This is a genomic window from Thalassorhabdus alkalitolerans (assembly GCF_042656525.1).
In the GTDB taxonomy this organism is placed as follows: domain Bacteria; phylum Bacillota; class Bacilli; order Bacillales; family Marinococcaceae; genus Thalassorhabdus; species Thalassorhabdus alkalitolerans.
The window spans coordinates 998,071-1,012,824 of sequence record NZ_JBHSOZ010000003.1 but is presented as its reverse complement, the minus strand read 5'-3'; the positions used below and the strand labels follow the sequence as shown (position 1 = coordinate 1,012,824).

Below are 14,754 nucleotides of genomic sequence, written 5' to 3'. Positions count from 1 at the left end.
TTTCATGCCTTGATAAGCGCAGTTAGAAGTGAAAAATGCAGATAAATAGTCATACTTCCTGGAGTAGAATGTCAGAAAACCACATATAAGGAGGAGGCAATCATGAGTACGAAAGCAGAGGAGAAAAAAGAAATGCGAATGGAAGAAGAAAACCAAGAAATCACAGGGTCAAGTATGCTTATCCGTGCACTGGCTAAGGAAAATGTTGATGTAATTTTTGGGTATCCGGGAGGAGCAATTCTCCCAACATATGATGAAATTTACCGCACAGGCATTCGCCATATTTTGGCACGGCATGAGCAGGGCGCCATTCATGCAGCTGAAGGTTATGCCAGAGTGTCTGGGAAGCCTGGTGTATGTGTTGTTACCTCTGGGCCCGGGGCAACGAACGTAGTAACTGGCATCGCAGATGCAATGATTGATTCACTGCCTCTTGTTGTCATTACAGGACAGGTTGCAACTTCTGTTATCGGTACGGATGCTTTCCAAGAAGCTGATATGATCGGTGTTACCATGCCGATTACAAAGCACAACTACCAAGTGCGCAGTATTAAGGAACTGCCTCGTGTGATTAAGGAAGCCTTTCACATTGCGACTACGGGTAGACCTGGACCAGTCCTCATTGACTTGCCTAAGGATGTATCTGTAGATAGTGGTTTGTTTGACTATGATCAAAAGCTTGAGCTTCCAGGCTACCAGCCGACTGTGGTGCCGAATAAGATTCAAATCAAAAAGCTGACAGATGCTGTGACGGAAGCTAAGCGACCGGTTATTTTAACAGGAGCAGGCATCCTCCATGCCCATGCTTCTTCAGAGCTTTTCTCCTATGTTGACCAGCAGCAGATTCCAGTGGTCAGTACTCTGTTGGGATTGGGAGCCTTTCCTGGAGATCATGAACTCTTTCTAGGAATGGCGGGTATGCACGGAATGTATGCCGCAAACATGGCTCTTCATAAATGTGACCTTTTGATTAATGTGGGAGCTCGATTTGACGATCGTCTAACAGGCAGCCTGGCTCATTTTGCTCCAGAAGCGAAAGTGGCGCACATCGATATTGATCCCGCTGAAATCGGAAAAAATATCGATACCCAGATCCCTGTTGTTGGAGATGCGAAAAAGGCACTGGAAATGATGATTCAAGCTAATGGCAAGCCTTCTCAATGCGATGAGTGGAAGAAAGAGGTGAAATCCTGGTGTCAGGAATATCCTCTCTGGTACGAAAAAGAAGAGGGGATTATTAAGCCTCAGGAATTAATGGAATTGGTATATGAGGTTACTGAGGGAGAAGCCATTGTTACGACTGATGTGGGCCAGCATCAAATGTGGGCTGCGCAGTATTATAAATTCAATAAGCCAAACCGTTGGGTGACTTCCGGAGGTTTAGGCACTATGGGATTTGGCTTCCCATCAGCCATCGGCGCACAATTTGCTGAACCGGAGACTCCAGTGGTATCCGTGCTGGGGGATGCGGGCTTCCAGATGACAGCCCAGGAACTTTCTATCCTTCAGGAGCTTAACCTCCCTGTGAAGATAATCCTGGTTAACAATGCATCTCTTGGAATGGTCAGACAATGGCAGCAGCTCTTCTATGAAGAACGCTACTCAAATTCTCTGTTTCCAATCCAGCCTGACTTTGTCAAACTAGCAGAGGCTTACAGCATTAAAGCTCAGAAGGTTGATGATCCAAGTGAGGTAAAAGAGGTGCTTCGTGAAGCAATGGCATACGATGGTCCGATGCTGTTGGACTTCCGAGTGAAGAAGGATGAAAATGTCTATCCTATGATCGCCCCAGGAAAAGGGCATCACGAAATGGAGGGGATCAAACCATGAAAAGAACAATCATAGCTACTGTTAACAACACATCTGGTGTGTTAAACCGAATTACCGGGCTTTTTGCCAGAAGGCATTTTAACATAGAGAGTATCACTGTAGGAATCACTGAGAATCCATCTATTTCAAGGATGACATTTGTGGTAAATGTTGATGATCACCGGTCTCTTGACCAAGTGATCAAACAGCTTAATAAGCAGGTGGACGTACTAAAAGTCCGTGACATTTCCGACGAAGCAATTGTTGCAAGAGAGCTGGCATTAATTAAGGTGGTTGCTTCTCCCCAGCACCGGGGGGAACTAGCATCCCTTGCTGCTCCATTTAGAGCTTCAATTATTGATGTTGGCAGAGAAAGTGTCACGATTCAGGTGACAGGAGACCACCAAAAGGTGGAAGCTCTTATTGATTTGTTAAAGCCTTATGGAATTAAAGAGCTAGCAAGAACTGGGATTACCGCCTTCAAACGAGGCACTAAGAAAAGTGTTTTTGAGGGTTCAAGGTATTCTATCATCAATTAACTAAATTATATAAAAAAAGGGAGAGATTTATTATGGCAAAGGTATTTTACAATGGAGATATTAACGAGGCAGTATTACAAGACAAGACAGTTGCAGTAGTAGGATATGGTTCTCAGGGCCATGCTCATTCCCAAAACCTTCGCGAAAGTGGAGTAAACGTAGTCATCGGTCTTCGTCCAGGAAAATCATGGGATAAAGCAGAAGAAGATGGGTTTGAAGTACTTACCGTGCGTGAAGCTGCAGCCAAAGCTGATGTAATTATGGTGCTTCTTCCAGACGAATATCAGCCAACCACATACAAAAATGAAATCGAGCCAGAATTAACTGAAGGTAAGTCTCTTGTATTTGCACACGGATTCAATATTCACTTTAACCAGGTTGTTCCTCCGGAAAATGTTGACGTGTTTATGGTCGCTCCAAAAGGTCCGGGGCACATTGTAAGACGTACATTTGAAGATGGAGCTGGCGTGCCGGCACTTATTGCTGTATACCAGGATGCAACAGGAAATGCAAAAGACTTGGCTCTTGCTTATGCAAAGCAAATCGGCGGCGGAAGAGCTGGAATCCTTGAAACTACTTTCCAAGAGGAAACAGAAACAGATTTGTTTGGTGAGCAGGCAGTACTTTGCGGTGGTACTTCCGCATTAGTGAAAGCTGGTTTTGAAACTTTAGTAGAAGCAGGATATCAGCCTGAGGTTGCTTACTTTGAGTGCTTACATGAATTAAAACTAATTGTTGATCTTATGTACGAAGGCGGCCTTGAAGGAATGCGTTATTCCATTTCTGATACAGCACAATGGGGTGATTTCCAGGCAGGTCCACGTGTTGTTACAGAGGATACAAAAGATGCTATGCGCGGGATTCTTTCTGACATTCAAACCGGAAAATTTGCTAAAGGCTGGATCCTTGAAAACCAGGCTAACCGCCCAGAGTTTAATGCAACAAATGATAGAGAAAACAAGCACCTTATCGAAGAAGTGGGTCGTGAGCTGCGTGAAATGATGCCATTTGTTAAAGGACGATCTAAAGGAGTGGTAGGAAGTGCAAAAAATTAACGTCTTTGATACGACACTTCGCGATGGAGAACAGTCTCCGGGAGTTAATTTAAACTTTGAAGAAAAAATGGAAATTGCCAAGCAGTTAGAGCGGCTCGGTGTTGATATTATTGAGGCAGGATTTCCTGCCTCCTCCCAAGGAGATTTCAGGTCAGTAAAAGCGATAGCTGATCAGGTAAAAGGAAGCTCTGTAACGGGTTTATCTCGTTCTTTGAAAAAAGATATCGATGTGTCGTGGGAAGCGTTAAAAGGAGGGGCTGAACCAAGACTGCATGTATTTATAGCCACTTCGCCCATTCATATGACTCATAAACTGCAAATGACTCCTGACCAAGTCATCGAGCAGGCAGTAGAAGCTGTTACGTACGCTAAAAAGAGGTTTCCTCATGTACAGTGGTCAGCGGAAGATGCTTGCCGATCTGATTTAGACTTCCTTGTCAGAATTATAGAAAAAGTCATTGACGCAGGAGCGGAGGTTATTAATCTTCCTGATACTGTAGGATACATCACTCCAGAAGAAATAAAGAACATGTTCAGCTATATTAAGACTAATGTTCCTAATAGTGACAAAGCTAAGCTGTCAGCGCACTGTCATGATGATCTTGGAATGGCTGTTGCGAATTCACTTGCTGCGATTGAAGGCGGGGCTGAGCAAGTAGAGTGCACCATTAATGGGATAGGTGAACGTGCGGGCAATGCTTCCCTGGAAGAAATTGCAGTAGCATTGAAAATCAGAAATGATTTCTATCAGGCTACCACGGGGTTAACGCTACATGAAATCAAGAAAACCAGCAGCCTGGTAAGTAAATTAACTGGCATGGTAGTCCCTAATAATAAGGCTGTTGTGGGAGACAATGCGTTTGCTCACGAATCTGGCATTCATCAAGACGGCGTGTTGAAAGAGAAGACAACTTATGAAATTATCACTCCTGAGCTTGTCGGTGTAAACGCAAACCGAATGGTTCTTGGAAAGCTTTCCGGACGTCATGCCTTTAAAGAAAAAGTCAGGGACCTAGGCTACACAGCTTCTGATGAAGAGATAAACAAAGTCTTTAAATCCTTTAAAGAGCTGGCAGATAAGAAAAAGGAAGTCACTGATGAGGATATCTTCGCTCTTATGACTGATGAAAAGGTTGGAGCGGCTGTTAAGTATTTTGAGGTGGAAACCCTTCAGGTTAATTACGGGACGAACAATATACCAACGGCTACGATAACCATGAGAAATCCTAACCACGAAGTGATCCAGGAGGCTGCAACAGGTTCTGGTAGTGTAGAAGCTGTTTACAACACTCTAGAGCGGATTATCGGGCAAGAGGTTACCTTAACAGACTACCGGATTCAATCGATCAGCGGGGGCCGAGATGCGTTAGCTGAAGTGTTTGTAAAGGTTGAATTTCAAGGGATTGAGTCTACGGGAAGAGGCACAGCCCATGATGTGTTAGAAGCGTCAGCTAAAGCGTATATCAATGCGGTAAACCGGATTTTAAACCGTAAGAGCGGAGAAGAACAAAAAGCTGAAAAAGTTCAAATTTAACAGAGCCAAACCAATAAGGGGAGAATGTACATGAATAAACGTATTACTGTCCTTCCCGGGGATGGAATAGGCCCGGAAGTAGTAGAGGGAGCTATTAAAGTGCTTGATGAAGTGGCGGCTTTATATGGCCACAAATTTGATTATAATTACGAAAAAATTGGGGGAGTTGCTATAGATCAAGAAAATACTCCTCTCCCTGAACAGACAGTCAATGCATGTAAGGAAAGTGACGGAGTACTTTTGGGCGCTGTAGGGGGGCCGAAGTGGGATACTCTTCCAGGTGATATGCGTCCTGAAACAGGATTATTAGGCTTGAGAAAGGCCTTGAATCTTTTTGCAAACCTTCGTCCTGTTACTGGTCATGAAAGTCTAACTGATTCTTCTACGCTTCGTAAAGAAGTGGTAGATGGAGTAGATCTAATGATCGTGCGTGAACTTACAGGAGGACTTTATTTTGGAGATCCAAAAGAACGTCGTCAGGAAGACGGCGAGGAAGCAGCAGTAGATACTCTTTCTTATAAGCGTTCAGAGATTGAAAGAATTGTACGTCGTGCTTTTGACTTAGCCAAAGTAAGAAGAAAGAAAGTGACTTCTGTTGACAAAGCAAATGTCCTGGAAACGAGCAGGCTGTGGAGAGAAGTAGCTGAGGAAGTCAGCAAGGATTATCCGGAGATTGAAATTGAGCATATGCTTGTGGATAACGCAGCCATGCAGCTTATCAGAGATCCGAAGCAATTTGATGTTGTAGTAACAGAAAATATGTTCGGTGACATTTTAAGTGATGAAGCATCCATGCTGACCGGTTCTTTAGGAATGCTTCCATCGGCAAGCATTGGAAGCGGAGGTCCTGGCCTCTATGAACCAGTACATGGCTCAGCTCCTGATATCGCGGGAGAGAAAAAAGCTAATCCGTTAGCAACCATTGCTTCAACAGCAATGATGTTAAAGTATTCTTTTAATATGGTAGAAGAAGCAGAAGCTCTTGACGCTGCTCTAGCTGAAGTGCTGACTCAGGGACATCGTACCGGAGACATCGCAAAGCCGGAAGATAAAGTATTAAACACAGAAGAAATGACTGAAAAAGTAATTGATCTTCTGCGCAAGCAGGTCAAAGCAGCGCCAAGTTCATAATCAATGATAATTGGAAGGAAAGAGAGGGGAACATAATGGCACCAAAAACTATTATAGAAAAGATCTGGGACCGTCATACTGTCAAAGCGGAAGAGGGAAAGCCGGATCTTTTGTATATAGACTTACACTTGGTTCATGAGGTAACATCTCCCCAGGCTTTTGAAGGACTTCGTCTGGCTGAGAGAAAGGTTCGCCGTCCGGATTTAACATTTGCAACGATGGATCATAACGTTCCTACCACGGACCGGTTAAATATCACAGATGCGATTGCCAAAAAACAAATGGAAACTCTGTCAGCAAACTGTGAAGAATTCGGCATTGAAATTGCTGATTTAAATAGCCCGAATAATGGAATCGTTCACGTGATCGGGCCCGAACTGGGCCTGACGCATCCTGGTAAAACAATCGTTTGTGGTGATAGTCATACATCTACTCATGGAGCGTTTGGAGCTTTGGCATTTGGCATAGGCACAAGTGAAGTGGAGCACGTCCTGGCTACTCAAACGTTATGGCAGTCTAAACCAAAAACGATGGAAGTCCGGGTCAATGGCCGACTTGAAGATGGGGTTACTGCTAAAGATATTATTCTTGCCGTCATTGCTAAATTCGGTGTCGATTTCGGCACAGGACATGTCGTAGAGTATACCGGCGAAGCGATCAAAGGATTAACGATGGAAGAACGAATGACCATCTGTAACATGTCAATTGAAGCGGGTGCAAAAGCAGGATTAATCAGTCCGGACCAGGTAACTTTTGATTACTTGGAAGGCAGAGAGAAAGTGCCAAGTGGAGAAGAGTTTGAGAAGAAAGTAGCGGAATGGAAAGACCTTGCCACTGATGAAGGAGCTGCGTATGACGCAGTATTAGAAATCAACAGTGAGGAAATCGAGCCTATGGTTACATGGGGAACTAATCCTTCCCAGGGCATCGGAGTTAACGGACAAGTGCCGGATCCTGAGCAAGCCGAGGGTGTTGAAAAGAAAGCAATTCAGCAGTCTTTGGAATACATGGATTTAAAACCAGGCACTAAGGTAACGGATATCGAAATTCAGCATGTGTTCATTGGTTCCTGTACAAACTCTCGTCTCAGTGATTTAAGAGCAGCTGCAAAAGTAGCGAAGGGACGCAAGGTTGCAGATGGAGTCAGAGCTATCGTTGTACCGGGCTCCCAGAATGTTAAGAAAGCAGCTGAAGCTGAGGGCTTGGATCAAATTTTTACAGAAGCCGGGTTTGAATGGCGCGAGTCAGGATGCAGTATGTGTCTAAGCATGAACCCTGATTTTGTTCCTGAAGGAGAACGTTGTGCTTCTACCTCTAACAGAAATTTTGAGGGGCGCCAAGGAAAAGGAGCACGTACCCACTTAGTCAGCCCTGCAATGGCTGCCGGAGCAGCTGTTACTGGAAAGTTTGTTGATGTAAGAACGTTGGAAAATACACCAGTTTAATATATACAAAGAAGGTGGAAGCATGGAACCGATTATTGTTCATACTGGAAAACCGGCAGTACTAAACAGAGTAAATGTGGATACAGACCAGATTATCCCCAAGCAATTTTTAAAAAGAGTAGAGCGTACCGGTTTTGGTCAATACCTGTTTTTTGACTGGCGCTTTAATGCTGACGGCACAGACAATGAAGATTTTGAACTGAATAAGCCAGAAGCAAAAGGAGCAAGTATCCTGATTGCTGATCATAATTTTGGCTGCGGCTCCTCAAGAGAGCATGCACCATGGGCGCTGCAGGACTATGGATTTAAGGTTATTATTTCACCTAGTTTTGCAGACATTTTTTACAATAATTGCTTTAAAAATGGTATCCTTCCCATTCGTTTGCCTGAAGAGACAGTATATACTCTCATGGAAAACAGTAAGGCTGAGCAAAATGAAATAACTGTAGACCTGAAAAATCAAACGGTTAAAGATCAAAGCGGGTATGAAACTAGTTTTGAAGTTGACTCTTACTGGAAAGAAATGCTGTTAAAAGGCTGGGACGAAATCAGTCTAACTCTCCAATATGGTGAAGATATTTCAGCATATGAAGAAAAAGTTCAAGCATAACACTAAGAAAGAGGCATCCATAGCGGCTGCCTCTTTTCTCTGGTAACACACTTGTGCTTTTCACATACTGAACCATAATATAAAGACAAGTTATAGAAAAAAATCTAAATGTACACTATTGGTTTGTTTTTATATACATAAGTTGCTACACTAGCGATACAATGAGGAAATGCTGGCAGGAGGCCTATAGTATGGGACAGGAAAATGAAAAGGGAAAGATCATTCAATTTCCGGGGGCTGCTAACACGTTAGTTGAACGTGGGCTGGATCATTTAAAAAAGGGCAACCCAAAAGAAGGGGTTGAAATGTTTCAAGAAGCTTTGGCCCATGACCCCGATAATGAGCAAGCTTCGTATGGCCTTCTTTTAGCATACGCAGATGCTGGAGACTTAAAAGAAGGAAAACGTTTAGCAGAGACAATGCTCCAGGAGGCAAAGGGAGAATATTTTGAGGTGCTTCAAGTTTATATATCCATTTTAGCGCAACTGGGAGAATACAAAAAGGTAGTCAGCACTCTTGAAGCCGTCCAAAGTGAAACGAGATTTCCCGCTCATTTAGCTGAGCCGTTTTTTGAAATGATGGCTTTATCCAAATCTATGATAGAGGCTGATGAACAAAGTCAGACACTTGTAGAAGATGAAGAAGAACTGCAAATGAGCAGTGAGGCTGCAGATACAGCTTTACATTTATTAACAAGTGGCTCATTTGAGCAGCAGTGGCAAGCATTGTCTCTTTTAAAAGGAGAAAAGTCCTCCATAGAATTGAGAGACTTTGAGCAAGTAATGAAATCTGAGAAGACATTCCCTGTCATTAAGAGCTTCATATTACTTCTCTTAAAAGACCGGGGAGTATCAAAAGAAGTGACGGTAGTGAAAAAAGAAGTGGGAATAACTGTCGTTCCTGAAGAGCTGCCTTCCTTTGAGGAACTCGAACCCGTTCCTTCAATTTTTTCACTTTTAGATGAACACCTGGGTCAAAGTGATCCTTCATTATTTAATACAGCTCATCACCTTTTAAAGCAAATTTCCCTGCATTATTATCCTTTTTCACTAGAACCAAGGGAAGCAGGAGGCTGGGCGGCGGCTATTCACCATGAAGCTGCAACACATTTTGGGCAGGAGCCAGACGTTCAGGAGATCGCACGTTTATATGAAACGAATGAGAGTCGCTGTCAAAAGTTAAAAGAGGAGCTGCAACAGTTAAATACGGAAGAGTTTCTTACTTAGTAGTATTTCAATGAACCACAAACATATGAATATTTTACCTGTCCTTGCCACAGACCCATTTATCATTGAAATGAAAGGTTATTATGTTATAATGTAGTGGTTGTAAAAGAAGCGTATAGTTGAGAATCAACCTATGAAACTTGGAGGGAAAGTATAAATGAGTTCAAATTGGGAAAAGTTAGAAGGAAACCAGGGGATACTAACCGTTGATGTAGATGCGGCAAAAGTCGATGAAGCCCTGGACCAAGCGTTTAAAAAAGTACGTAAGCAAGTTAACGTACCTGGATTCCGTAAAGGAAAGGTTCCACGCGGGATCTTCGAACAAAGATTCGGTGTTGAATCTTTGTATCAGGATGCGTTGGATATTCTTCTTCCGCAAGCCTATTCAGAGGCTGTCGAAGAAACAGGAATTGAGCCTGTGGATCGCCCTGAAATTGATATCGATGAAATGGAAAAAGGAAAAAACCTTACATTCAAAGCAACGGTTACGGTAAAACCGGAAGTTGAATTGGGTGAATACAAAGGTCTTGAAGTCGAAGAATTTGATATTTCTGTGGCTGACGAAGATCTTGAAAATGAACTGAAACAGCTTCAGGAAAAGCATGCTGAACTTGTTGTTGTGGAAGATGGCGAGATTCAAGAAGGCGACACAGCTGTCTTTGATTTTGAAGGCTTTGTGGATGGTGAAGCGTTCGAAGGCGGACAAGCTGAAAACTATTCCCTGGAAATTGGTTCTGGTCAATTCATTCCTGGTTTTGAGGAGCAGCTTGTCGGACTTAAAGCAGGCGAAGAAAAAGATGTTGAGGTAAACTTCCCTGAAGAGTACCATTCTGAAGATCTTGCAGGCAAAGCAGCTACCTTTAAAGTGAAAATTCATGACATCAAGCGTAAAGAGCTGCCAGAACTTGATGATGAGTTTGCCAAAGACGTAAATGAAGAAGTTGAAAGTCTTGAAGAATTAAAACAAGATATTGAAAAACGTCTGAAGCATGATAAAGAGCATGCCAAAGAGCATCACGAACGTGATACGGTTGTAGAAAAAGCAGCAGAAAATGCGACAATTGATATTCCGGATGCAATGATCGACACGGAAACAGACCGTATGATGCAGGAGTTCAGCCAGCGTCTCCAGGCACAGGGAATGTCAATGGATATGTACTATCAGTTCTCTGGAACAGACGAAGAAGGCATGAAAGAGCAATTTAAGGAAGAAGCAGAAAAGCGTGTGAAAATGAACCTTACTCTTGAAGCAATCGCTGAAGCAGAGAACATTGAAGTATCTGATGAAGATGTGGATAAAGAGCTTGAAAAAATGGCTGAAACGTACCAGCGCTCAAAAGATGAGATTAAAAATCTTCTTGCTATGCAAGGCGGAGATGACGCGTTAAAAGGTGATCTTAAAGTGCAAAAAGCCATTGACCTCCTTGTAGAAAACAGCAAGGTTGTAGAAAAGAAAGAAGAAGCTGAGAGTGAAGAGGCGTAATTTAATAGATAAAAGCATTAACAAGGCACGGACTAACGTGCCTTGTTTCTTCTTCTAAAAAAACAGAGGCTGATAGTATAAATTCATAACATTTATACTTTTTGCACATAATATTTCTTTTTTTCCTGTATAAAAAGAGGAAATTGGCGGTTCTTATTGAATGTAAAGAAATATGAAGTTTATCTTACATGATAAAGGTATAATACATAGAAATGAGGCTAACACTTTCAATGGTTGGCTTAAAGCATGCAGGTTTACATATGAGTTCCCTTTTGGTTTAAAAAGGTTGAAAAGCAGGAAAAAGAGGAAAAAAGAACCCTTTAGGTATAATGTTTCTAATCAGCTTGTATGTGTGATACAATTCAGGAACATCATCTTCCAGCGTGCGGTCTTTCAGCCTACATGAAGTCTGTGAAGGGAAGATAACGAAATGAAGAATCTTTTTGACTTCGTAGCGTAAGGCTATAAAGAGAATAGATTGTCCCGCTTAGATAGAGAAAGGACTCTTTCTTCTTCTTAAATACTTGCACAGACCAAAGAATTTTCAATGCTTTTTCCTTGTACTAGAGATAGGATTCTCGTGTACAATATATAAGTAAGGGGTGACAAGAATGTTTAAATTCAATGAAGAAAAAGGACAGCTGAAATGTTCTTTTTGCGGAAAAACACAAGATCAGGTTCGGAAGCTAGTAGCAGGTCCTGGTGTATATATATGCGATGAGTGTATCGAGCTTTGCACGGAAATTGTAGAAGAAGAATTAGGCACTGAAGAGGAAGTGGAGTTTGAAGAAATTCCAAAACCATACGAAATAAACGAGATCCTGGATGATTACGTAATCGGGCAAGAAAGAGCTAAGAAATCTTTGTCTGTTGCGGTTTATAATCACTATAAGCGGGTAAATTCCGGGGCCAAAACATCGGAAGACGTTGAGCTTGCTAAGAGTAATATTTGTATGATTGGGCCTACCGGAAGCGGGAAAACCTTGCTAGCTCAAACGTTGGCAAGAATTTTAAATGTACCGTTTGCCATTGCTGACGCCACTTCTTTAACCGAAGCCGGTTATGTAGGGGAGGATGTTGAAAACATTCTTCTTAAGCTAATCCAGGCAGCTGACTATGACGTGGAAAAAGCGGAAAAAGGCATTATCTACATTGACGAAATAGACAAAGTAGCCAGAAAATCAGAAAATCCCTCTATTACTAGAGATGTTTCCGGTGAGGGTGTACAGCAGGCACTATTAAAGATTCTTGAAGGCACAACAGCAAGTGTTCCGCCTCAAGGGGGAAGAAAGCACCCTCATCAGGAATTTATTCAAATTGACACGAGTAATGTTCTCTTTATTTGTGGTGGAGCCTTTGACGGAATAGATCAGATCATTAAACAACGTCTTGGCAAGCAAGTGATTGGATTTGGATCAGAGTCTGAAAAAGCAGACCTTGAAAAAGACGAGTATTTGAGCAGAATACTTCCGGAAGACTTGCTTCGTTACGGTTTAATCCCAGAGTTCATCGGAAGGCTTCCAGTTATTTCAAGTCTTGAACAGCTTGATGAGGAAGCACTCGTTGAAATTCTTACCAAGCCAAAAAATGCGTTAGTTAAACAATATCAAAAGCTCCTTGAGCTTGATGAAGTAGAACTTGAATTCTCAGAGGAAGCTCTTAGAGAAATTGCACGTAAAGCAATTGAAAGGAAAACTGGAGCGCGTGGTCTACGATCTATTATTGAAGGCATCATGCTTGATGTCATGTATGATCTTCCTTCAAAAGAGGAAATTGCTACATGCACGATCACAGCGGAATGTGTCACGGGCGAAGGAACTCCAATCCTGAAAACAAAAGAAGGCGAAGAAGTAACGTTAAAGTCACCAAAGGAAAGTGCGTAATCACATAGGAATACCCCGGGCTTCCGGGGTGTTTTGTTTTTTTATTATCAATGTCCTTTTCTTAATACATACAGCAGATCCATTCCTTTTTATCATCTCTGGTATCCCTTTGAATGAATTGCAGGACCTCAAGCAATACTAACAGGGACTGAGACTAGATCATGAAGGAGGATCTGCCATGAATTTTACGGCTGTGGCTTTGTTGATCCAACTCGTTTTTGGAATCATCATCGGCCTGTATTTTTGGAACCTGCTAAAAAATCAAAGAACACAACGAGTCTCTATTGACAGAGAGTCTCGGAAAGAAATGGATCAACTACGTAAGCTAAGATCGGTAAAGCTAAGCGAACCTTTATCTGAAAAAGTCAGGCCAGGAAACTTTGATGAAATTATCGGACAGGAAGAAGGGGTTAGAGCTTTAAAAGCAGCCCTGTGCGGCCCTAACCCTCAGCATGTTATTGTGTATGGACCGCCAGGCGTGGGGAAAACAGCTGCAGCCAGAGTGGTGCTTGAAGAAGCAAAAAAAAATACGCACTCTCCTTTTTCAAAAGAAGCAGTGTTTGTAGAGGTGGACGGTACTACTGCACGCTTTGATGAAAGAGGTATTGCTGACCCGTTAATTGGTTCAGTACATGATCCTATTTACCAAGGAGCGGGAGCGATGGGACAGGCGGGAATTCCTCAGCCCAAGCAGGGAGCCGTGACGAAAGCCCATGGAGGAATGCTTTTTATTGATGAAATTGGCGAATTGCATTCCATCCAATTGAATAAACTGTTAAAAGTACTGGAAGATAGAAAGGTTTTTCTTGAAAGTGCTTATTATAATGAAGAAAATCAACAAATCCCCCGCCACATACATGATATTTTTCAAAATGGCCTTCCGGCTGACTTTCGCCTTGTGGGGGCAACGACGAGAAACCCGGAAGAAATCCCGCCGGCCATTCGCTCACGCTGTTTAGAAATCTTTTTTCGAGCTCTTCAGCCAGATGAAATGCAGGTCATTGCCAAAAAGGCTTCAGAGAAAATGGGAATTGACATTGAAGAGAAAGCCCTAGAACTTGTTGCTAAATATGCACAAAACGGCCGGGAAGCAGTCAATACAATCCAAATTGCCTCTGGCCTTGCTTCCGGAGATAACCGAAAGATTATAACAGCAAGTGACATAGAATGGGTTGTCCATTCCAGCAGACTAACCCCGAGACCTGAACGGAAAATTCATGAGCACCCTGCTGTGGGGTATGTAAATGGACTTGCGGTGTATGGTTCGGGTATGGGAATGCTGCTAGAGATTGAAGCAACGGCCAGAAAAGTAGAAGGTAAAGGAGATATTACTGTTACAGGGATTGCGGAGGAAGAGAATTCCGGGACACAAATCCGTTCCATCCGCAGAAAAAGCATGGCCAAAAGTTCTGTTGAAAATGTATTAACCGTATTGCGGTCGCTTCATGTTCCTGTGCAGGATTACGATATTCATATTAATTTTCCAGGAGGGACACCCGTTGATGGTCCGTCAGCAGGTGTGGCAATGGCAATTGCCATTTATTCTGCGATAAAAGGGTTAAAAGTGAAAAATACAATTGCAATGACTGGTGAAATCGGGATTATGGGATCCGTGAAGCCTGTTGGCGGCGTTGTGCCTAAGGTAGAAGCTGCCCTTAAAGCTGGTGCTGATACTGTGATTATTCCGAAAGAGAATGATCAAACTGTCCTGCACCGCCATGATAACCTCAATGTGATACCTGTCGCTAGCCTTAACGAAGTCATGAAGCTTGCACTAGTAGAAGAAGTGAGAGAGAAAAATGAAGAGGAAGCCGTAGTGCCGGCAACGGGATCTTTTTCTCCCATCGGCATATAGGACAGCTTTAAGGACAGGGCTCTAGATAGACAAAGGCAGATTCAGTAAGATAAAATTAATAAAGACCTTGTAAGCGGTAAATTAAAAATGCCCGCAATGCTGTTCTTTTTCATGGTAAGCGGGCTTTTTATACATAGGTACATGCCTATATTTCAGAAACTTTTAGCTGCCGGTTTTCAATATA

Annotated in this window: 11 protein-coding genes; all 11 read left to right on the top strand. The window is 42.6% G+C overall.

The window, feature by feature from the left end; all coding sequences use genetic code 11:
* The first annotated feature begins 102 nt into the window (after nucleotides 1–102).
* The 11 genes from ilvB (at nucleotide 103) to lonB (ending at nucleotide 14,570) form a co-directional block, all read left to right on the top strand.
* Nucleotides 103–1,830, top strand: a complete 1,728-nt coding sequence (gene ilvB, locus ACFPU1_RS07755) for an acetolactate synthase large subunit (RefSeq protein ID WP_054635082.1) — start codon at nucleotides 103–105, stop codon at nucleotides 1,828–1,830.
* Entirely contained in the window at nucleotides 1,827–2,348 is a 522-nt protein-coding gene (gene ilvN / locus ACFPU1_RS07750) for an acetolactate synthase small subunit (RefSeq protein ID WP_054635081.1), read from the top strand. The genes ilvB and ilvN overlap by 4 nt, the downstream gene beginning before the upstream one ends.
* A gap of 29 nt (nucleotides 2,349–2,377) precedes the next feature.
* The gene (gene ilvC, locus ACFPU1_RS07745) at nucleotides 2,378–3,403 is read left to right on the top strand and encodes a ketol-acid reductoisomerase (protein WP_465309831.1); all 1,026 of its coding nucleotides are present in this window, start codon (nucleotides 2,378–2,380) and stop codon (nucleotides 3,401–3,403) included.
* Nucleotides 3,390–4,937 carry a 2-isopropylmalate synthase gene (locus tag ACFPU1_RS07740; protein ID WP_385939906.1) on the top strand — a complete coding sequence of 516 codons (1,548 nt, stop codon included), beginning with the start codon at nucleotides 3,390–3,392 and terminating at the stop codon, nucleotides 4,935–4,937. The genes ilvC and ACFPU1_RS07740 overlap by 14 nt, the downstream gene beginning before the upstream one ends.
* Nucleotides 4,938–4,967: 30 nt before the next feature.
* A complete protein-coding gene (gene leuB, locus ACFPU1_RS07735; protein ID WP_385939904.1) occupies nucleotides 4,968–6,068 on the top strand; it encodes a 3-isopropylmalate dehydrogenase in 1,101 nt (366 codons plus the stop codon).
* A 35-nt stretch (nucleotides 6,069–6,103) separates the two neighbouring features.
* Entirely contained in the window at nucleotides 6,104–7,513 is a 1,410-nt protein-coding gene (gene leuC, locus ACFPU1_RS07730; protein WP_385939902.1) for a 3-isopropylmalate dehydratase large subunit, read from the top strand.
* Between the two features lie 22 nt (nucleotides 7,514–7,535).
* The gene (gene leuD, locus ACFPU1_RS07725) at nucleotides 7,536–8,123 is read left to right on the top strand and encodes a 3-isopropylmalate dehydratase small subunit (RefSeq protein ID WP_054635079.1); all 588 of its coding nucleotides are present in this window, start codon (nucleotides 7,536–7,538) and stop codon (nucleotides 8,121–8,123) included.
* 191 nt (nucleotides 8,124–8,314) lie between these two features.
* Nucleotides 8,315–9,349: a tetratricopeptide repeat protein gene (locus ACFPU1_RS07720; RefSeq protein WP_385939900.1), complete on the top strand. Its 1,035-nt coding sequence runs from the start codon at nucleotides 8,315–8,317 to the stop codon at nucleotides 9,347–9,349.
* Between the two features lie 157 nt (nucleotides 9,350–9,506).
* Nucleotides 9,507–10,832, top strand: coding sequence for a trigger factor (gene tig / locus ACFPU1_RS07715; protein ID WP_385939898.1), 1,326 nt, complete (start codon nucleotides 9,507–9,509; stop codon nucleotides 10,830–10,832).
* A 611-nt stretch (nucleotides 10,833–11,443) separates the two neighbouring features.
* A complete protein-coding gene (clpX, locus tag ACFPU1_RS07710; protein ID WP_100399797.1) occupies nucleotides 11,444–12,715 on the top strand; it encodes an ATP-dependent protease ATP-binding subunit ClpX in 1,272 nt (423 codons plus the stop codon).
* 178 nt (nucleotides 12,716–12,893) lie between these two features.
* Nucleotides 12,894–14,570 carry an ATP-dependent protease LonB gene (gene lonB / locus ACFPU1_RS07705; RefSeq protein ID WP_385939896.1) on the top strand — a complete coding sequence of 559 codons (1,677 nt, stop codon included), beginning with the start codon at nucleotides 12,894–12,896 and terminating at the stop codon, nucleotides 14,568–14,570.
* Nucleotides 14,571–14,754: the final 184 nt, after the last annotated feature.